Genomic DNA, 19311 nt, shown 5'->3' with positions numbered 1-19311 from the left:
TTACCTTCCTTTGGTTCACTTATTTATAAACAAGTGTGTAATGTAATTCCTGTGAGCTGCTTATTGAAAATTCAACATTACCAAATATTTAATTTTTGTAATAATTAAATGAAATTAATGTTAAGATTAAAAATATAAATCCTTTGTTAAATTTCCCCATCATAACAAGTATGAATGTGTAGGCTTCATCATGGTTAACACGCCGAGGCTCTCATCGGTTTAATGAGGGGAAAATGAATTATGAAAGAGTTAGCTATGTATTTTAAAGAAATACTAACCAATAAAGACATATGAAACAGGAATCTGGAGGTATTAAATTGTTATTTATCGTATTTGGGGTTATAGGGCTAGGTGTTGGGTGGGGCATTGTTTTCCTAACAAAAAAGCTCAGAAAAACAAAAAAATCAAAATTAATAGTTTTGTTACCAAGTACAATCTCTCTAGTAATTTCTATCTATCTAATGTATGTGGGGAACGTAGTGGTAAAAGGCATTGATGGAGCGGCGTACATGATGTTTTCAATAATTATATTTTGTTTTGGAGCAACAGTTTTCTACATGACAGATAGAACATGGAAGAACTAGTTCGTTAATAAAGTGATTTCAAAGTTAAAAAACAATCTGACTCTAACTAAGTTGAGGTGATACATCGATGTTATCAACTATTTTATGGGGAGCTTTTTTATTAGTATTCATAACCCTTATAATTTTTCTGGATAAAAGAAAAAAGAAGAACAGTTATCATAAACCTTATCAAGAAAAAACGGATAAAGAAAAAGAAGTAGAAATTGCAATAGCAAAAGAAAAGTCACGACGAGGATCTGGTATAGGTGGAGGGTTTTAAACTCCTGCAATAACCAAGTATTAGGAAAGGCTGTGAAAAAGTGAGTCTATTCGGTAAAGAAAAAACGAGGCTAAGCCGTAAATGGACGAAAATTACAAGGACAGTTTTTAAATCATTTCTGGCACTGACCTTAGCTGGATCACTGGTGTTATTAACAACAATCGTTTATTTGCTTATTCAGGATTACTTTTATAACGAAAAAAATGATGTATTTAATTAAAATGGCCATGAAGTTATCAATTCATGAATAGATTTAACATCCATCGAAATGAGGGATACCATGATTAACAGTGCCAACTCGTTCTATGCTTCTGAGGAGACTAAGGCCGTGTCAGGTTGCATAGAAGGCACTGTGAAAGCATCAGCTTGAGCAAATGTCGCACTTGTACCCCAGGTGAAAGCGAAGTTTTCTGCCGGAACGGCGTCAGAAAGAATTTCACTACGTCACAGTTTACATCAACTGTCAGGGTATTGAGCAACGAAACTTACGAAATGGACCTATCAAATAAAAAGGTCTCCGGATGGAAACCTTTTTATTTGAACAGATTTTTTACTTGGATACTGATTCTGAGCAACACGCCTCTTCAACTATAGTGTCAGATGCCATTTTCTCTTCTTTTACTTCTTCAATTATTACACTGCAGCAACTTGTTTTCTTTTTCTCTGCTTTTTTGAATAAATTTTTCATGTTAAACACTCCTCTTAATTTGGTTTAGATGAGATAAAAGATGAAGCCGGATATTGTTGACATGGATACGACTGATAGAATAAACATAATAACAAGCTCTTTTTTAAAAATTGACTTAAGTATGATAATCTCAGGTAAGCTTGCACCAGCAGAACTAATCATCATTGCCATCACAGGTCCTAGGGCCATCCCCTTCAAGATTAAAACCTGTGATATCGGTATCATACTGGAAAGCCGAACGTATAACGGAATTCCAACTACCGCTGCAACAGGTATTAACCATAAATGATCTTCACCGAAAAAGTCAGAAACCCATGCGGTAGGAACTAGACCATGGATTATAGCACCGATTAAGGCACCAACGATCAAGTATGGATAAACACTTTTTATCAGATTCAATGTCTCAATTATGGCTAGTCGGAAATTGAATTTTTTATTCTGATCTTCGTAGCCAGTCATCACCACGTTTTTAACTGACTTTTCAAATCCCAGATAGGAAAGAGTAAAACCAATAATGATTGAAAGTGTAGCTGTAATAACCGTGTATATAATGGTGACCTTCCACCCAAGGATAACGCCCATTATAGTTAAAATGGTTGGATCAAGTACTGGCGAAGCGAATAGAAAGACCATGACGATATCAAAAGGCATTTTCTTATTTAACATGTTAACAACTACTGGTATTGTTGAACAAGAGCAAAAGGGGGTAATAAAGGCAAAAGCAACTGCCCCCAGTGCCGCGATTACTTTATTTTTACCTGCTAGCTTTTCCTCCAGTCTTCCGTAAGGGATATATCCTTGAAGCAGACTAATCAGAAATGATATGCCTACGAAAAGAACGGTTAATTCTACTGCAATGTACAAAAAACTTTTTAGCATCTCCATCCACATGGTAAACACCAACTTTCATCAATTTATATTGATTAATAGATCAAAAAAAGTTGATTTATTAGTCAAAAAATAGCATTACTGGGAATTAGGAACAAATAAGCAGCAAAGCTCTTCGCTTAGTAAATGGCTAATTTCCTGTTTATTAAGGCTGTAATAGCTCCATGTCCCTCTGGTTTCTTTAAGAATAATGCTTGCTTTTAATAATATCTTTAGATGGTAGGACAATTTAGATTGTGTCATATTTATCATAGGCTCGATGTCACAGACACACATTTCTCCATTTTTGGTAAGTAGGTTAATAATCTGCAGGCGCTTTTTATCAGCTAGTGCTTTAAACTTAATTTCATACTCCTCAAAGGTTTGTTCTAAACTTTCGTCTTGTAGGATGTTTAACTGTTTCATTTATCGCACTCCTTAATCAACTTTTCTTGATTTAATCATATACCACCAATTTCCATTAGTCAATCATTAAATCAAAAAAAGTTGATTTAAATAAAATCAGTAACGTTTTTTAAAGATTTTACGTCTAATTATTTAGAAGGGAGCTGTTCGAGTTGAAAAAGGTTGCAACAATGATCTTACTGGTAATGGTTTTCACGACAATTTTAATCTATTTGCCTTCCAAAAGCTTCGCATGCTCATGTGCAGAACCAGGAACTGTAACAGAAGAGGTAAATCGTAATGGAGCCGTATTTTCCGGCAGGGTCATTAAACAATCGGAAGATGTAGGCTTGTTTAGATCTTCAGCTGATCCGGTTTCCGTTTTATTTAACGTAGACAATTCATGGAAAGGCGTCAATCAAACGCAGGTTATTGTTGAAACAGAAAGCAGTTCGGCCAGCTGTGGCTATGAGTTTACGGCTAATGAAAAATATTTGGTCTATGCATCTGATCGTAATGGAGAATTGCATGCTAGTCTTTGTTCACGAACCATAGCCCTTACGGATGCTGAATCTGACCTTGAAGTACTGGGGATGGGAACCGAGCCAAGTGAAGTGGTACATCTGGAAAACTCATTAAAGGATTCGAGTGTTGGTACCATAATATTGTGGGTAGTAATTGGAATTGTTGTTGCAGGTGGAGTAATTTTGGTTAAACGGTTTAGAACTTGATAGTAGAAAACTTTACTTTTCGCCAAGCCTTGCGGCGGAATCCTAACTACTAAAAAATGAACGAGTGTCGTAAAGAGACCCGTTCATTTTTCAACTAATCTATTTAGCCTTTAACTTCCGCAGTAAGTACAAGAAATACGGTGCGCCAAGCACTGCCGTAAATATTCCTGCTGGTATTTCCGCTGGTGGAGCGAGCCCTCGCCCTAGTGCATCAGCAAGCAATAATAGGAGTATCCCCATGACAGCGGCGGTAGGCAACAGAAGACTATGTCTATTCCCTACAAGCTGACGTGCTATGTGAGGTGCAATTAATCCAAGAAAACCTAACGATCCGACTACTGCAACTGAAGAACCAGCTAATGCCACCGCTACTATTAATAGGATTAACCTGGTTCTCTCCGTGTTTTCACCAAGACCTTCCGCCACATCATCTCCGAGGTTAAGGATATCTAACCTAGTCGCAAGTAAAATACTGACAGGTACTAACACCACAATCCATGGTGTTAGTAATAATACGTCATTCCAGCTTTTCCCCCACAGACTTCCAGTTAACCAGATTAAGGCAGCATGTATTTCAATTGGAAATTTCACCATCAAAAATTGAATTCCTGCCTGACATATTGCTCCGAGTGCAATCCCGACAAGTGCAAGAGTCGAGGGACTAACCCCCCTTTTGTAAGCAAAAAGATATAAGAAAATAGTAACCAGTCCCGCTCCTGCTAAAGCTGAGATTGGAAGCATGATAACTGGTGCATGTGGGAAAAGTAACACTACAATCGAAGCGGCAAGCCCTGCTCCTTTTGTGATCCCAATTACGTCTGGTGAGGCTAAAGGATTTCGAATGATTCCCTGTAATATAGCACCAGAAACACCAAGTCCAGCCCCAACAAGAACTGCCATGACAATTCGTGGCATCCGGTAATTTGTGATAATAAACCAGGCGCTCTCATCACCATTTCCGATAAATGAACGAAACAATTCAAATGGGCTTATGAAGACAGCTCCAACGCCGACTGAAAGAAAGGCAACTGCAAAGGTAATGATGACTAGCAGCATTAAACGAATATTTGGGGTAGTTTTGTTTTTACTCATGCGCCTTACCCCCTTTACGCGCTAGGTATAAGAAATAGGGTGCCCCAATTAAAGCTGTTACAATTCCAACAGGTGATTCTGAGGGGAATGCAATGAATCGTGACAAAACATCAGCGGTTACTAAAAGTAAAGCACCAAGTAACCCCGAGAAAGGAATAATTAAGCTATAGTCTATTCCGATCAGCTTTCTCGCTATATGTGGAATGATGAGTCCGATAAATCCAATTGGGCCTGCAACAGATACGGAAGCACCTGCAAGGACAACAACTAACATGCTGAAGAACAAGCGGATTACAACAACATTCTGACCTAGGCCCTTTGCCATGTCATCCCCTAGTCCAAGGATGGTCAGCTGGCGTGCCAATATAACAGAAATAATAATACCAGCGGTTGCCCATGGCCATATTAGCTGAACTTCATTCCAAGTAGCCCCATCAATAGCCCAGGCAAGCCAAAATAAGACACTTTGTGTAGAATCCTCATGAAAAAGAACAATACCTTCAATTATTGCTGATAAAAATAAGTGCACGGTAATGCCCGCCAATGCCAACTTAACTGGCGACGTCCCAGTAGAGCTTGATGCCATTGAATAGACAATTGATCCTCCCAAAATAGCCCCAAGGAAAGCAAAATAAACTAACGAAGAAGGCGAGATGCTTGGGAGAAATACAAGGCTTAGGACAACAACTAACGATGCACCAGCGTTCACTCCAAATATTTGAGGTGAAGCAAGTGGATTCAGGGTAATTGCCTGCATGATAGCACCTGCAATTGCTAAACTAGCCCCAATAATAACGGCTATTAACGTACGAGGTAATCGTAAATTCTGGATGATTAAAAATTCTTTAGTTTGTTCATTAGAAAAAAAAGATTGAAAGATTAATCCAAAGTCGGTGGATACCGCCCCAATGCGCAGGCTTGTCAAAATGCCAAGGATTAATAAAAGAAACACAGCTGTAAATAAAAATAATACCTTCGTTAATGTCTTTTTCGATTCCATAATCCTACCACCCGAATATTTCTCTTTACCTTACTTTACCATAATCAACTTAGAAAATTTGGCTTATCGCCAAGCCTCATGGCGAAAGCCTTAGTTGCACTTATGTAGAAAGAAAGTTTTTAACTTTCTTTACTGCCAAATGAAAGAGCGAGAAAAGTTTCTCGCTCAGTTCTAGTTATCATAAAGGTTTGATACAGCTTCTTCTAGTATTGCTTCCGATGAAATCAGTCCACGGAATCTAGACCATGTGTTGCGGTCAACTGTATAGACCTGGTTATTTTTTACTGCGCTGACATCCTGCCACAATGGATTGTCTTTCCACTGATCTACAATCGTTTCATCTCCAGCTTGCATAAAGAAAAATACATCCGGATTGAATTTCACAACCTGCTCTAAATTTATTTTATTGTACCGGTCACTACCATCCTGAATCGCATTTTTTAACCCGATTGATTCAAGTAACGATCCTGTATAGGAATCCATGTTATGTGCATAAAAAGCATCAGCTGTTACAACTGCTGGTAAAACAGTTCGATCCTCATTTTCAGGAACCTGCGCTTTAATTTCTTCCATACGTTTTTTATGTGCTTCTAAAACTTCTTTACCTTTGTCCTCTTTACCAACTGCAGAAGCAATTTTTTCAAATCCTTCTAGTATTTGATTGTAGTCTGCTGAGAGTGAAGTTAGCATAATGGTTGGAGCAATGTCTGACAGCTGTTTATAGACATCTTTATGCCGTTGTAGATCTGCAATAATTAAGTCAGGCTGCAACGAGCTGATGATTTCCAGGCTTGGTTGTTTACGTGTTCCGACCGACGTATAATCATCAATCTTTTTACTAATTGGCTCAATGATTCGGCTTGCATCATCATCGTCCGCAATCCCAATTGGAGAAATACCAAGTGCTGCCAACGCGTCTACATAAGAAAATTCCAGTGCAACGATTTTCTCTGGATTGACTGGTACTTCTGTCTTACCCATCTCATGCTCAACAGTGATTGTTTTATCACTTGGAGCCTCATCTTTCTTTTCATCCTTGGCTGTTTCATCACCACCGACAGTCCCACAACCAACTAATGCTAACAAACCAAGCGTTATAAGTATGATTAACATTGCTTTATACTTCATTATGCTTAACCTCCTGTTTTTTCTATGTAAGAAATACATCTGTTAACAATGATAATCATTATCAAAAAAATATGTGGCTAAGCTGATAAAAAAACTGAAAGGCTGTTTTATCAAAGATTGTTTTTTTTGACATAAAATCTATAAACTGCGACGAACACCTGGATTTATTTCCTACCACCATTTATTAGATAGGTGCTGATCAAGCGCTGCTGAAAAACACTCGCTTTTTCCGTGGGGAACAACGCTCAGCCTACTCGGAGTAATCCGCTCACTGCGGGATCTTCAGACTTTTCCTTTCCCACTGAGTCTCGCATTTTTCCGCGGCTTAGATAGCTTTCTGTTCAAGGGAGAAGGAGTCCCATGAAACATAGGGGTCATGCTGCATTTTTCTATCTTAGTGAAGGCAGAATACGTAGACTCCCGCGGGAACAGCGTCAAAATAAGTCACTAAGTCGTAGTTTATATCAACTACTAGAGGTAAAGAGCAACAAAACCTATGGAAAGAGCCAACTAAAAAAATATTCACATGCTAAAAACAGCTTTTCCACATAGTTATCCACGGAAATCTGTGGATAACTTGTGCATAAGTTTAAAATTAACAATAAATTAGATCATTTGTTAAACTAGATATGTGGAAAACTATAAAGGAGGCATTTAGGATGAATCGATTAAATGAGGAACAAATAACAACTGAGTTACAGAAAATACCTGAATGGGAGCGTGTTGAGGAAAAGTGGATTCAACGGAAATACAAATTCAATAAGTATTTAGATGGGATTCGTTTTGTTGATGATGTTGCGCAGTTTGCTGAAAACAAACAACACCACCCAGTAATTTCTATTGACTACAAAAAGGTTACCGTAAAATTCTCATCATGGCAGGAAAAAGGATTAACAGCTTTAGATATTGAAATGGCAGCGCGTGTGGATGAACTGTATGAACAGGCAGAAAAATAAAAGTCTTCTTATCGCGGAAGAGATGCAGTTTGATTGATTTAAGCTATTCCAATAATTGTAATGAAATCTTCAAGATTACCAGAAAAGCGCGTTACACCTTCGACATAATAAAAAGTGGAGGCAGTACTAAGATCAATTTCATCTGGAGAATAGATATAAATAAGCTTTCCTAAGCCAAGAGCAATGCCCAACTCTACATGACTGCTCTTTCCAGCAGGAAGGAGCAACACAAGAACATCACATTGATGGACGGCATTTATTTCCAGTTCACCAAGTTCCCTTAATGTGTCAGGCACAACTGCGCGTTGATTCTTTGTCCAATCGTATGTGTGGTTGAATCCTTTCAAGATAAGTTTTTGTGCGACATACCGCACCATATCCTTATTTTGAAAACTGGATGCAATGTAAAAACGCATAGATGCTACCCCCTTCATTTGTTGTCCCATTCACTTTTTAACATCCCATAAACCACATGGTCTACATAATGGTCATAGAGACACTCCGCCTGTCTTATTTGTCCTTCCTTCACAAATCCCAAGCGCTCGGGAATAGACCTGCTTTTTGTATTTTCAAAGGCTGCACGAATTTCAACGCGGTTAAACTGTAAATCAGTAAAAGCATAATCCAGCAAAGAACTTGTAGCACGGGTCATAATTCCTTTCCCCTGATAGTCTGGTCCCAACCAATAACCGATATGGGCGATTCTACTGGACCAGTTTAAGTTGTTGAAACCAGTGGTACCAACGAGCTTACCATCATAACGGATAGCTACATTCATGCTTTTTTTATCATTAAAACCACGTAGAGTGTGTTCAATAAAACCTCGTGAATCGTCGAGTGTAGTTGTTGCATCTACCCATGGAAGCCATTCACGCAAATGAACACGTGACCGGTTAGTTAAATCAAATAATTCCTCTGCATCACTTATTTCCATTAATTTTAGTGTTAGATTATCATCAATTTCGCGGAAAAACATAGTAAATCCTCCGTTTGCATTCATTTTTATAGAAATAATCATAACACAATTATATATGAAATTAGACAAATTTAATTTATAAAAAATGACACCTATATCCAGTTAGAAACGAAATATATAATGAGTTCATGAACAAAAGCGCAAGCCCTGGGTGGGTAGAGAACGTACGGACTGGACTGAGCCGTAGGAGATGAAGGAAGCCGATGTTGACTTATCGTACGAAGGTGAGGGAAGTCTCGCTAGTCTCTGGGCGCTGGAGCTGGACGTGGCTGTTACTGTAAGCAAAACATAAAAAAGCCAAAATTTTATACTTTATTACCTATAAAAAAAGACAGTACGCTAAATATATAGCATTCTGCCTTGCTTAACCTTATAGTTTTCTATTCAAACCATATCCTGTGCCATACAACTAAGCACTTTTTTTCATCAACCATAAGAAGTATGGAGCACCGATTATCGCAACTAGTATCCCTGATGGTATCTCGTTTGGTGCGAGCAATGTACGGCTGAATAGGTCGGCTATAACTAGAAGCGCACCACCGAATAATATCGTGACTGGCAATAATCGCAGGTTTGATGGACCAACAAGCAACCTAGCTGCATGGGGGGCAATCAAACCAACAAACCCTATTGCTCCAACTGCAGCAACACTAAACGCAGCTAATAATGTTGCGATAAATGCAAGCTGAAAACGAGCTGACATGACATTCAATCCTAACCCTTTCGCTGTATCATCACCCAATGATAGCGTGTCGAGCAAGTTAATTCGAAATACCAACAATGGGAATAGAATTATGATTGGCCAAATTAGAAAGTCAACTAACTCTGACCATCCTGTAGCGTATGTTGTACCGGATAGCCATGTTAAAGCCGATGCTACACCCATATCAGCCTGTACGACTAAAATCTGGATAATAGCTGAACCAAATGCTGACACACCAATTCCAAGCAATGCCAATATCGTCGGCTGAAAGTTTGCACGAATTGCCAACAGCATGACAAAAATAAAGAATATAAACGCGCCAATTATTGCGCCAACTGGAATCCAGGCAGCGGAAACACCAAACACGTACATGGTTAGCAATGCCCCAACGCCAGCTCCTGAAGTGATACCAATCACTGATGGATCTGCTAAGGGATTTCGTAACACACCTTGGAAAATCAAACCGCTGAGTGCAAGTAACATACCGCTAAAAAGCGCTACTAATGCTCTAGGTAAGCGAAGATCGACTATCAATCCATACATAAATTCGTTCGATTCACCAAAAAATGTATTCCATAGTAATAATGGTTCAAACCCATAATTCCCGGACGCCAAACTGATTAATAAAGTTAGGAAAATAAGTCCGGTTAAAATAGGAACAATTACCTTCAGTGGCATATTCATAGTTGAATTACCAGCTATAACAGCTGTGTCCGCACTCCCATAAGTCGTACGCTTCATTCTGAGCACTAAGTATATCAACCAGGGAGCGCCGATTAATGCTGTAATTGCACCAACTGGAAGTTCAGAAAATGAAGGATCAATAACACGTGCCAACACATCAGCAAATAATAATACGTTTCCACCCCAGATAAATGAGGCAATCACTAATGGTAGATGTTTTCTATAGCCGATTAATTTAATAATATGCGGAGCCACTAAACCTACAAAGCCTATTGGTCCCACTACACTTACAGTTACCGATGTCAGCAGTACAGCTGCTACTATTGAGATAAATTTAATAAGGTTAACATTCTGCCCCAGTGCTATCGCAATATCATCACCCAATGTCAGTGTATCCAATTTGAATGCCATCATTAAAATTACAATAAATCCAATAACGACAAATGGCAAAGAGAAATTTACACCACCCCAGTCATTTTGTACAAGTGTGCCGGATCCCCACAGGAATAATCCGGCTGTCTCATTTTCAAAGAAGATTTGCAGCACACTAGTAAATGATGAAAACAAAAAAGTTACAATCATCCCAGCCAACACCATACGGACAGGTGTTGCATTATTACCACCTGATAAAGTAAACACGATTAAAAAAGTAAAAATTCCGCCCAGAAAAGCTACTATAATTCCGTTTCCAACTAATAGAGATGGAAATAAAACAGTACTTAATACAACTGCAAAATAAGTACCGGAATGGATTCCCAAGGTACTTGCTGAAGACAATGGATTTTTCGTAACTGTTTGCAGGACACCCCCAGCAACTGCAAGTGCACCACCAGCAATAATACCCATAATTGCCCGTGGAAGTCTTAAAGAACGAACAGTATGATGCTGCAAATTATTTTCTGGCGCAAAGATTGCATCAATAATTGTCCCTGTTGGTATGGCTGTACTACCCTGATTTATATGTATAAAGGTTAATATGCACAAAAGCGCGGTCCCACCACCAAAGGTAAGAACCGCAACTAATATATTCCTTAATGCATTATTCATCAAATCACTCTTTTACCATGGCGTCGACTAATTGTTTTGTTAATACCTCAGCTGATAATACGCCTCCAAATGTCCACGTATCTCCAGGTAATTGATGTGTGTTTCCGTTTTTCACAAAGCTCAAATTTTCCCACACAGGATTGCCTTTAAGCTGGGTTTCAAAAATATTATCTTCTTCCTGAACAATATAAAGGAATTGAAGTTCTTCTTCTTGGAAATTTTGTAAAGCTTCAACAGTTACTTGGCTATAACCATATGTTTCTTTCTTATCTGTTTCATATGCATTTTCAAAGCCAAGCCTGCTCATTAATTTTGCTACTATTGAATTATCAGTAAACATCCGGATTGTTGGTGTGTTTTGTGCTGTAAATGCTTGTGTTGCAAGGTATTTTGACCCTTCCAGACCTGCAACACGTTGTTTCTGTTCATCAACAAACTTATTCAAATCCGTTAAGGCTTGTTCCGCTTCTTTCTCTTTATTGACTATTTCAGCAAGTGTTTTTAATTCGTCAACCATGTTCTGATAATGGTCTTCAACAGCCTTTTCTCCATATGGTGCAAATGTTACTACTGGAGCAATTTCTCTTAGTTTATCCAAATATTGCTCATGACGAAATTTAACCGCAATAATTAAGTCAGGGTTTAACCTTGAAATTGCTTCTAAATTTGGTTCTTGACGAGTACCAATATCTTTAACGTTTTCATCAAATTGTTTATTGATGTTGACCCATTTATTAAACCCATCCAGGTCGGCAACGCCAACTGGTTGAACACCAAGAGCAAGCAAGTTTTCCGCATAAGACCATTCAAGAGCTACAATCTTTTTCGGGGTACCTTCGATTGTTTGTTCACCCATTGCGTCCTCAATTGTCACAGTACGGGTATCATTAGAGCTAGTATCATCGCCTTGGACATTCTCTTTATTACTCTCACTATCATTGCAGGCGCTTAGTATAAATAACACTAAAATTAGTGTAAGTATGGTTAATTTCTTCATTTTTTCTCCTCCTCTTAGGTTTGAATCCATTCAATAGAATTACTTATTGGTGTCCGTCCACGACCATTAGGGATCTTGTTAGGATAACCAATCTGTACAACAGCAATCAACCGATGTTCACTAGGTGTTAAACCAATTTCCTTTATAAATGTCTCATCCATAAGTGTAGGTTTAGCAGTCCACATAGTACCGATTTGTTTAGCCCAGGCAGCAAGTTGGAAATTCTGAATGAATGCACACACCGCAGCATAATTCTCATTGTCCAGGTATCCGCCATCATCTTCTTTATCCATGTAAAAAAGGGCATGATGTGGAACAGATGTAAAAAAACGGTCATATGACTGGCGTGCTTTTTTTAATTTTTCATCTGAAAGTGATTTTAAAAGCCCATATCTTATGTAACTATCTACTATTTTATCTCCAAAATCAGAGCGTGCTTCGTCTTCGTATATTTTAATTTTCCAGGGTTCCTTCATATGGTGATTCGGTGCATAAGATGCATGCTCAAATAACTCAATCAGCAAAGATTGGTCTACCTTTTCGGCTTTATAGTCAAGAATCGTTCGCCGACCACGCATTATTTCAAACAGATTAATTTCTCTCACCTACTTCCTTATCCACTTAAATGATAAAGATTATCATTATCATTCATAACAATACGAGTTATTTACTTATCTGTCAAGTTGATTTTCCCTGCAATTTAATCTGCCTTCACATTAGAAACTTGGCTTATCGCCAAGCCTTAATGGCCACTTAGTTGCACTTATGCAGTAAGAAAGGATTTATACTTTCTTACCTGCCAAAAAAAGGTCTCTATAAAAGAGACCAAAGGTAATGGGGCGAGGACAGAAACTCTTGTTTTATGACATTTACAGTATTTTTAACCAATTCTTCAATCTGTAAATTTGTCAATCATCCTCTAATTCGACTAATTTGTCTGTAATATGTTCATGCTCTTTTTCTGCAATCTCACTTGTAATTATCTCGTCTCTTAACAACAGATCAATCGCCTCATGCTGTGCATATAAAGAGTACTTTTCTAAAGTTACTTGCTGCTTTTCCTTTAACTCAGGGTGATCATGAAACAGCTGATCCATTTCCTCATGTGCTTTAAGTAGTTCCTGTTCATAATTGTTTGTTACTTCTTTTGAGACAGTGTCGGTTATAAATAGATTCTTTTTAACTTTAGCTACTTCTTCAATGGCTGTCTCCAATCGATGGGCACGCGCAATGATTGATTTGTATTCTGTATATCCTTCTTCCTTTTGTGTAACACCTAAGAGAGATAGAAGCGGCTTAATTGTCAGACCCTGAAGCACTAGTGAGAATAAAACCACACTAAAAGCAACAATCAACAGATCCTCACGTCCTTGAAAGTCACGTGGAAGACTGAGAACTAGCGCAATGGAAAGGGAACCCTTTAATCCACCCCAATTGAAAACATGCTTCCAGGAGTATGGGATGTTTTTAATGAAAAATAAACTAGTGTAAACGGCGAAGCTTCTTGCAATTAGTACAATAAGTATCGCAAAAAAGATTAAGCCCCATTTATCAGCTACATTTATTCTTGTAATTTCTAATCCGACCATCAAGAAAACAAGGGAGTTTGCCAACAAGGCTGCTACGTCCCAAAAGTTGCTAATGTTCAATTTCGTTGTTGGGCTCATCCCTATTTTACCGCCATAATTTCCGAAGATAAGCGCTGCAACAACAACTGCAATAACTCCAGAAGCATGAATACTTTCTGCAAGCAAGAATGCTCCATAAAATAAAATAATACTAAAGATAATCTCTAATGGATAATCGTCAAAGTACTTTGTTAATATAGAAAATCCATAGCCAAGTACGGCTCCGATAATGAGACCGAGAGACACAACTTTAACGAATTCCCAAGTTCCTAAGCCAAGGCCTTCAAATCCTAGTTCCGTATATGTAATTAGTGAAAAGGCGGAAATCTTAAAAAGTACAACAGCCAACCCATCATTAAATAAACTCTCACCTTCAATAATAGTTGCTAATCTTTTGTTTACTCCAAGCCCTTTAAAAATAGACAAAACACTAACCGGATCTGTGGCACTCATAATGGCTGCAAATACAAAAGCAGCTGGAAGTGAAAAGTTTAATAACCACATCGAGGAGAATCCGATTATAATAAACGATATGAATGTTCCTCCAAAGGCCAGCGATAGAATCGGCTTTTTATTCTCATTCAGATGTGAGAAAGGGAGTTTTAAAGCGGCTTCCCCCAGTAATGCAGGAAGGAACAGCGTAATGATAACAAAGTTAAATATCTCCCCTTCAGTAATGAAGTCTATTAGAGGTCCTAGTATAGAAATGTTTAACAAGCCAATGATTGCACCAACAATTACCAGTGCTATTGGGTATGGTTTGTTAAACTTTTTAGCAATAGCGGTTATTCCAGCTGCAATCATTATAAGAATCAGGCCAAGTTCAAAGATATGATGTAGATCTAAGTCTTGCACAGTAACCCCTCCTTCTTGTACTGCTGATACATTACCAACATTATACAGGCATCTCATTAGATAAAACAAAAATAATCTCCAATTATTGGCGTGAGATTATTTTTGTCCAGTATTATGACTTTAATTCATTTTCCATTAAACCAATTAACTCAACGAGCTGTTCATTGTGCATTTCATCAAGAGGGAAGACTTTTGCTGTCTCGTTATCAGCTTGAACCTCCTGGATGTAGACCGGTATTCCATGATAATTTACATTTATCATGGGAATTGAATCAACTATTTGCTGTGCACGTTTGCTATCCATAATTCTCTCTCCCGCTGCATAATAATGTGGGTCTTTTTTATTTTTGTATGAACATCTGTGTCCAGTGATGACCTGCTTGCTCAAATCCAACACCAATATGGGTGAATTTATCATTTAAAATGTTCTCACGGTGGCCTTGGCTATTCATCCATGCTTCTACAACAGCTTCCGGTGTACGTTGACCCTGAGCTATATTTTCACCTGCTGATTGATAAGACACACCAAAGTCTCGCATCATGTCAAACGGAGATCCATACGTAGGACTTGTATGCGAAAAATATCCTTTATTCTCCATGTCTTTTGATTTCGCTTTGGCAACCTTACTTAAGGGAGCATGTGACTTCAATGCAGGTAATCCTACATTTCTTCTTTCATCATTTGTCAATCTAATTACTGACGTCGCAAACTTACTTATACCCTTGTTAGCTTGATTTTGACCCTGAGCGGAATCTTTTGCGTCTGACTGTTGCTTTTGCGTATTTTGTTGTTCGTCCCCTTGATTTTGCTGTTCGTTCTGCTGAGGTGGTTGTGCCTCTTGTCTTTGTTGCTGGTCAGTTTCTTGTTGTGTACCATCTTGATTTTGTATTTGATTCTGTTGTGGTACTTTCATTTGTGTGTCTTGTTGTTGTTGATTCTGGTTATTATCACCATCACCTTTATAAAGCTGGACTTTAAATTTGTATTTAGCATCTTGAATTTTAATTGGTGTCGTGTGCGGATAACCCTCACTCGAGGAGTCTGTATTCAGGCTAGAAATGGTGTCATCCTCATTGAGTCCTCGGCTATTGGTGTCTAATGACTGTTCGTTCGTATTACAAGCAACAAGTAATATGAACAATATACTTATGAAAATTAGATAGAATTTTTTCATGAACATAATCTCCTTTTTGTTTACTTGTTCTTATCATTACTTTTTTTCTTGAAAATATAGATGGAAATATAAAACAAAGGCTATAATGCATTTCCAATTAATAAAGGGGAAAGTTTAACACATAAAAATGGCCTCTCCAATTATTAGGAGAGGCTTGCATGTTTCAGTTTTATTTTAGTACCCAACTTCAACAGCTGCGTTTACAATATACATTAAATCGTTTTTATCCTGTTTGTCTTCTAAAAAGATTCCGCTTGTTGTGGCCATTCCACCATCAACGACTTCAACTGTTACTGTTCCATAGGGAATTAATTCCTTAACCTTATCTTCATCAAGCTGATCCTGGTCAGCCGGAATGGCAAGTTTGACATTAACCCTCATATTTTCCAGTCTTTGATCAGGCAGGTTTTTTTCAATTCCAGGCATCGAATTATGGAAAATTGCATTTTGTACTGCACGAACAGATGCCTTGGTTACATCCTGGCCATGTACATCAGTGCCTGTTCCGGTTTGAATGAATAGAATTTGCTGCATGAAATCCACTCCTTTTGTATGTATGTATGTCTTTCCCTTAACATGTAAATTACAAACTAACCTTAGTGATAATTAGCTTGATTTGGTAAGATGATTATAGAAGTCTCGATAATTTTTAAAAAAGGACGTAACTAAATGAAAATAACTATTGTCACAGTTGGAAAATTGAAGGAAAAATATCTAAAGCAAGGATTCGAGGAGTATCTTAAACGTCTCACTGCCTATGCTAAATTAGATGTAATTGAAGTAGCGGATGAAAAAGCACCAGAAAATATGAGCAACGCAGAAATGATGGAAGTGAAAGAAAAAGAAGGTGAAAGAATTCTTGGAAACATTGGTCAGGACTCATTTGTGATCACATTAGAAATTAACGGAAAAATGCTAAGTTCAGAACAACTAGCAGCAAAAATGGACGAGCTAGCGACATATGGAAAAAGCAAAATAGTATTTGTGATTGGTGGTTCACTTGGAATTAGCGAAGCGGTTCAAAAGCGAAGTAATCTGGCACTTTCTTTTTCAAAAATGACTTTTCCTCATCAGTTGATGAGATTGGTGTTGATTGAGCAGGTTTATAGGGGATTTAGGATTAATAGGGGTGAACCGTATCATAAGTAGAGGAAAATATGTCATTATTAGTTTTGGTGCTTCTTCTAATATAACTGATTCTGAAATTTTGTTAAAAACCTCTAAATCCTTACCCGAACCCAGGATACCCATATCCATGACTAAATCAATTTCTATGGGCATATAGTACCTTCATTTTTAGGTTCCCTATATCCTTTGCTAAAGTTATTGTTACTTATTTTATCATAGTACTTACAACAGGTGGACGGGTTTCTTTTCATCATTTACAATAGGTTATAATCCGGTAAAACTATACAGTGGGCTTATAAATTGTTTAAAAAATGACTTAATTAAGGAATTTAAAACGGTGTGTAAACGAGATAGCACTTGTTTGCCTGTCTCTGAAAGGAGTTTGTTGACATGAAAAATAACTTGTTACGTCAGCTAATAGTTGGGGTGATTGCTGCAGTTTTGGTATGGTTGTTCTGGATTAGTCGGCCGCAGTGGACGTGGGACATGCGCCTATGGAAGGCCTTTGGTGATGGTGCCCTTTTGCTATTAGTTTTTACACTTGTGATTGGTCCATTGGCCCGTATTTGGTCTCCATCGGCAAAACTGTTGCCGTGGCGGGAATATTTAGGTATTTGGTTTGGAGTCATTGCAATTATTCACGGTTTTCTCGTGTGGAATGGATGGGCCCGTTGGGATATTTTACGTTTTTTTGGATATGAATTTGTTCCAGAACTTGGGCGTGTTACCCGGCTAGAACCTGGGTTCGGTTTAGCAAACCTGATAGGCCTCACAGCTCTTTTATTAACAATTATCTTAATGGCTACTTCCACTGAAAGGGCAGTTAAATTGTTAGGTGGGTCGTCTTGGAAATGGTTACATAATAGTGCAAACATCATCTTTTATTTAAGCGCCCTACATAGTGGATATTTTCTTTATATTCACTATACGTTATCTTTTCATAAAAATGTACCCCCGCCGGATTGGTTTAGAGCACCTTTTTTGCTGCTGGTGGGAAGCGTGTTTCTCTTACAAACAATGGCATTTATTAAGACGGTAAAGAGCCGCAGAAAATAATAGTTTACATAAATCCGCACTGTCCTAGAACTGAGCTGCTGATATTTTTAGCCCACAAACTCCAATTTAATAAGTAAACTGGGGGAATGGTATGTTTCAGTCAGGTCTTTTGTTAGATTTAGGTCCAGTCAATGTTCCTATTACAGTGTTAGGAATGGCAGTTAGCAAAGACAACCTTATCCTATTGAGCCATGGTTACTTTTACTCATAGCTTTTTTTACATAACATTAGACCCGGTTCGGGCAATACAGGATGTTTTCATTTTTTTTGATGTCTTACAATGGGCTTGGATAATAGCTATTTTAAGTGTATTATGGATTATTTATTCACATCGACAGGTCGATTGACAGTGGAATTCTGATTAGATTAAGGAGCGTTGACATTTTGTATTCCTGCAGTTGTCTTGATTTACAGTACGCTATCCTTATCTGAGTTCCCTACAAGTACAATCCTCTTTTCCTAGGGGTATCTACTCAAGAGAGTTAGAAAATAACAGATAAGTAATGTGGCATCTTTTTGACAATTACATAGTTATAATAGAAAACTATCTTTTCTTTACTATACTAGAAATAGTAGTAAACTTAAAAATATTTAAAGGAGGCTGTTAACTATGAAAAAAGTTATATTTGCTTTGATGTTCATTGCGCTTTCTCTCATTTTAGCTGCTTGCGGAGGTGGGGATAGTGCGGAAGAAGGCAATCCCTCTGAAGGGACAGAAAGTAATGGTGTTAGTACTACTGTTGACATAACTGCAACTAACTGGGAATTTGATCAGGAGAACTACACTGTCCCGGCTGGTGAGGTCACATTTAACCTTACAAATGAAGAAGGTCTACATGGGATCCAAGTGGATGGAACAGATGTAAATATTGAAGGTGATGAATCTGGAAAAGTGACCTTGGAGCCTGGAGAATATACCATTCGTTGCAGCATACCATGTGGACAAGGGCATGCTAATATGCAGTCTACATTAACAGTTGAATAATACTTACTAAAAAGATATAGGTAAAAGAAGTAAAATTGTAAAAGAGTAGATCGATACATAAGTAGTGTATGATCTACTCTTTTTGGTATAGGGAGTTATCAGATTTTACGAAGCATTTCCGTTACTAATACTTTTTGAACATTAAATGGGCGCTTTCGCTTTTCTTAAATGTGAATTGAATGGGATGTTACAGAGTATTTGATGGAAATCATGTAATCTTATTAAAAGGTTGATCATGAAGGGTTATCGCAATAAGAGCATATTTTTATAGGAAAAGGAAGAAGGATGTAATAATTTGGAATCTATAGATATAACGATTTGACTTGTGTTTTAGCTAGAGTGTTGTCGTTTATTTCACCGTGCATAC

Annotated in this window: 23 protein-coding genes; 8 read left to right on the top strand and 15 right to left on the bottom strand. The window is 37.8% G+C overall.

The window, feature by feature from the left end; genetic code table 11:
• Positions 1-290: 290 nt before the first annotated feature.
• The 3 genes from ACOI1D_RS16955 to ACOI1D_RS16945 all read left to right on the top strand — a co-directional run bounded on the left by ACOI1D_RS16955 (position 291) and on the right by ACOI1D_RS16945 (position 1063).
• Positions 291-584: a hypothetical protein gene (locus ACOI1D_RS16955; protein ID WP_422502852.1), complete on the top strand. Its 294-nt coding sequence runs from the start codon at positions 291-293 to the stop codon at positions 582-584.
• Positions 585-651: 67 nt separating this feature from the next.
• On the top strand, positions 652-843 hold the full coding sequence (locus tag ACOI1D_RS16950) for a hypothetical protein (RefSeq protein ID WP_422502851.1): 192 nt from the start codon (positions 652-654) through the stop codon (positions 841-843).
• 40 nt (positions 844-883) lie between these two features.
• A complete protein-coding gene (locus tag ACOI1D_RS16945) occupies positions 884-1063 on the top strand; it encodes a hypothetical protein (RefSeq protein WP_422502849.1) in 180 nt (59 codons plus the stop codon).
• A 330-nt stretch (positions 1064-1393) separates the two neighbouring features.
• Here the strand turns inward: ACOI1D_RS16945 and ACOI1D_RS16940 are convergent, their stop codons facing one another.
• From ACOI1D_RS16940 to ACOI1D_RS16930, 3 genes are all read right to left on the bottom strand, one after another.
• On the bottom strand, positions 1394-1531 hold the full coding sequence (locus ACOI1D_RS16940; protein ID WP_422502847.1) for a hypothetical protein: 138 nt from the start codon (positions 1529-1531) through the stop codon (positions 1394-1396).
• Positions 1532-1555: 24 nt separating this feature from the next.
• Positions 1556-2422 carry a permease gene (locus ACOI1D_RS16935; protein WP_422502845.1) on the bottom strand — a complete coding sequence of 289 codons (867 nt, stop codon included), beginning with the start codon at positions 2420-2422 and terminating at the stop codon, positions 1556-1558.
• A gap of 75 nt (positions 2423-2497) precedes the next feature.
• Positions 2498-2824 carry a metalloregulator ArsR/SmtB family transcription factor gene (locus tag ACOI1D_RS16930; protein WP_422502844.1) on the bottom strand — a complete coding sequence of 109 codons (327 nt, stop codon included), beginning with the start codon at positions 2822-2824 and terminating at the stop codon, positions 2498-2500.
• A 152-nt stretch (positions 2825-2976) separates the two neighbouring features.
• Here ACOI1D_RS16930 and ACOI1D_RS16925 point away from each other — a divergent pair, with 152 nt between their 5' ends.
• Positions 2977-3534, top strand: a complete 558-nt coding sequence (locus tag ACOI1D_RS16925; protein ID WP_422502842.1) for a hypothetical protein — start codon at positions 2977-2979, stop codon at positions 3532-3534.
• A gap of 99 nt (positions 3535-3633) precedes the next feature.
• Here the strand turns inward: ACOI1D_RS16925 and ACOI1D_RS16920 are convergent, their stop codons facing one another.
• The 3 genes from ACOI1D_RS16920 to ACOI1D_RS16910 all read right to left on the bottom strand — a co-directional run bounded on the left by ACOI1D_RS16920 (position 3634) and on the right by ACOI1D_RS16910 (position 6754).
• The gene (locus ACOI1D_RS16920; RefSeq protein ID WP_422502840.1) at positions 3634-4626 is read right to left on the bottom strand and encodes a FecCD family ABC transporter permease; all 993 of its coding nucleotides are present in this window, start codon (positions 4624-4626) and stop codon (positions 3634-3636) included.
• Complete coding sequence (locus ACOI1D_RS16915) at positions 4619-5626, bottom strand: FecCD family ABC transporter permease (protein ID WP_422502839.1); 1008 nt, start codon at positions 5624-5626, stop codon at positions 4619-4621. Before ACOI1D_RS16915 ends, ACOI1D_RS16920 begins: the two co-directional genes overlap by 8 nt.
• A gap of 171 nt (positions 5627-5797) precedes the next feature.
• The gene (locus ACOI1D_RS16910; protein WP_422502837.1) at positions 5798-6754 is read right to left on the bottom strand and encodes an ABC transporter substrate-binding protein; all 957 of its coding nucleotides are present in this window, start codon (positions 6752-6754) and stop codon (positions 5798-5800) included.
• A 659-nt stretch (positions 6755-7413) separates the two neighbouring features.
• Here ACOI1D_RS16910 and ACOI1D_RS16905 point away from each other — a divergent pair.
• Complete coding sequence (locus ACOI1D_RS16905) at positions 7414-7710, top strand: 4a-hydroxytetrahydrobiopterin dehydratase (RefSeq protein WP_422502835.1); 297 nt, start codon at positions 7414-7416, stop codon at positions 7708-7710.
• Positions 7711-7748: 38 nt separating this feature from the next.
• Here ACOI1D_RS16905 and ACOI1D_RS16900 read toward each other — a convergent pair whose 3' ends face one another.
• The 9 genes from ACOI1D_RS16900 to ACOI1D_RS16860 all read right to left on the bottom strand — a co-directional run bounded on the left by ACOI1D_RS16900 (position 7749) and on the right by ACOI1D_RS16860 (position 16309).
• Positions 7749-8126, bottom strand: coding sequence for a nucleoside 2-deoxyribosyltransferase (locus ACOI1D_RS16900; RefSeq protein ID WP_422502833.1), 378 nt, complete (start codon positions 8124-8126; stop codon positions 7749-7751).
• A 14-nt stretch (positions 8127-8140) separates the two neighbouring features.
• On the bottom strand, positions 8141-8686 hold the full coding sequence (locus ACOI1D_RS16895) for a GNAT family N-acetyltransferase (protein ID WP_422502854.1): 546 nt from the start codon (positions 8684-8686) through the stop codon (positions 8141-8143).
• A gap of 409 nt (positions 8687-9095) precedes the next feature.
• The gene (locus ACOI1D_RS16890; RefSeq protein WP_422502831.1) at positions 9096-11120 is read right to left on the bottom strand and encodes an iron ABC transporter permease; all 2025 of its coding nucleotides are present in this window, start codon (positions 11118-11120) and stop codon (positions 9096-9098) included.
• Between the two features lie 4 nt (positions 11121-11124).
• Positions 11125-12117, bottom strand: coding sequence for an ABC transporter substrate-binding protein (locus ACOI1D_RS16885; RefSeq protein ID WP_422502829.1), 993 nt, complete (start codon positions 12115-12117; stop codon positions 11125-11127).
• Between the two features lie 14 nt (positions 12118-12131).
• Positions 12132-12722 (bottom strand): nitroreductase family protein, encoded by a 591-nt coding sequence (locus tag ACOI1D_RS16880; protein WP_422502827.1) that lies wholly within the window; start codon positions 12720-12722, stop codon positions 12132-12134.
• Between the two features lie 303 nt (positions 12723-13025).
• Positions 13026-14600 carry a cation:proton antiporter gene (locus tag ACOI1D_RS16875; protein WP_422502825.1) on the bottom strand — a complete coding sequence of 525 codons (1575 nt, stop codon included), beginning with the start codon at positions 14598-14600 and terminating at the stop codon, positions 13026-13028.
• Positions 14601-14712: 112 nt separating this feature from the next.
• On the bottom strand, positions 14713-14904 hold the full coding sequence (locus tag ACOI1D_RS16870; RefSeq protein WP_422502824.1) for an H-type small acid-soluble spore protein: 192 nt from the start codon (positions 14902-14904) through the stop codon (positions 14713-14715).
• Positions 14905-14941: 37 nt separating this feature from the next.
• Positions 14942-15775 carry a CAP domain-containing protein gene (locus ACOI1D_RS16865; RefSeq protein ID WP_422502822.1) on the bottom strand — a complete coding sequence of 278 codons (834 nt, stop codon included), beginning with the start codon at positions 15773-15775 and terminating at the stop codon, positions 14942-14944.
• 174 nt (positions 15776-15949) lie between these two features.
• Positions 15950-16309, bottom strand: coding sequence for a Lin0512 family protein (locus ACOI1D_RS16860; RefSeq protein WP_422502821.1), 360 nt, complete (start codon positions 16307-16309; stop codon positions 15950-15952).
• Between the two features lie 135 nt (positions 16310-16444).
• Here ACOI1D_RS16860 and rlmH point away from each other — a divergent pair, with 135 nt between their 5' ends.
• The 3 genes from rlmH to ACOI1D_RS16845 all read left to right on the top strand — a co-directional run bounded on the left by rlmH (position 16445) and on the right by ACOI1D_RS16845 (position 18944).
• Positions 16445-16924 carry a 23S rRNA (pseudouridine(1915)-N(3))-methyltransferase RlmH gene (rlmH, locus tag ACOI1D_RS16855; protein ID WP_422502820.1) on the top strand — a complete coding sequence of 160 codons (480 nt, stop codon included), beginning with the start codon at positions 16445-16447 and terminating at the stop codon, positions 16922-16924.
• Between the two features lie 369 nt (positions 16925-17293).
• Entirely contained in the window at positions 17294-17959 is a 666-nt protein-coding gene (locus ACOI1D_RS16850; protein ID WP_422502819.1) for a ferric reductase-like transmembrane domain-containing protein, read from the top strand.
• A 610-nt stretch (positions 17960-18569) separates the two neighbouring features.
• Entirely contained in the window at positions 18570-18944 is a 375-nt protein-coding gene (locus tag ACOI1D_RS16845; protein WP_422502817.1) for a cytochrome C oxidase subunit II, read from the top strand.
• The last annotated feature ends 367 nt before the right edge of the window (positions 18945-19311 follow it).

The sequence above is a fragment of the Virgibacillus sp. DJP39 genome (assembly GCF_049310925.1).
Classification (GTDB): Bacteria; Bacillota; Bacilli; order Bacillales; family Amphibacillaceae; genus Virgibacillus_F.
The sequence above is the reverse complement of the archived record's forward strand: the minus strand, read 5'-3'. Positions and strand labels throughout refer to the sequence as shown.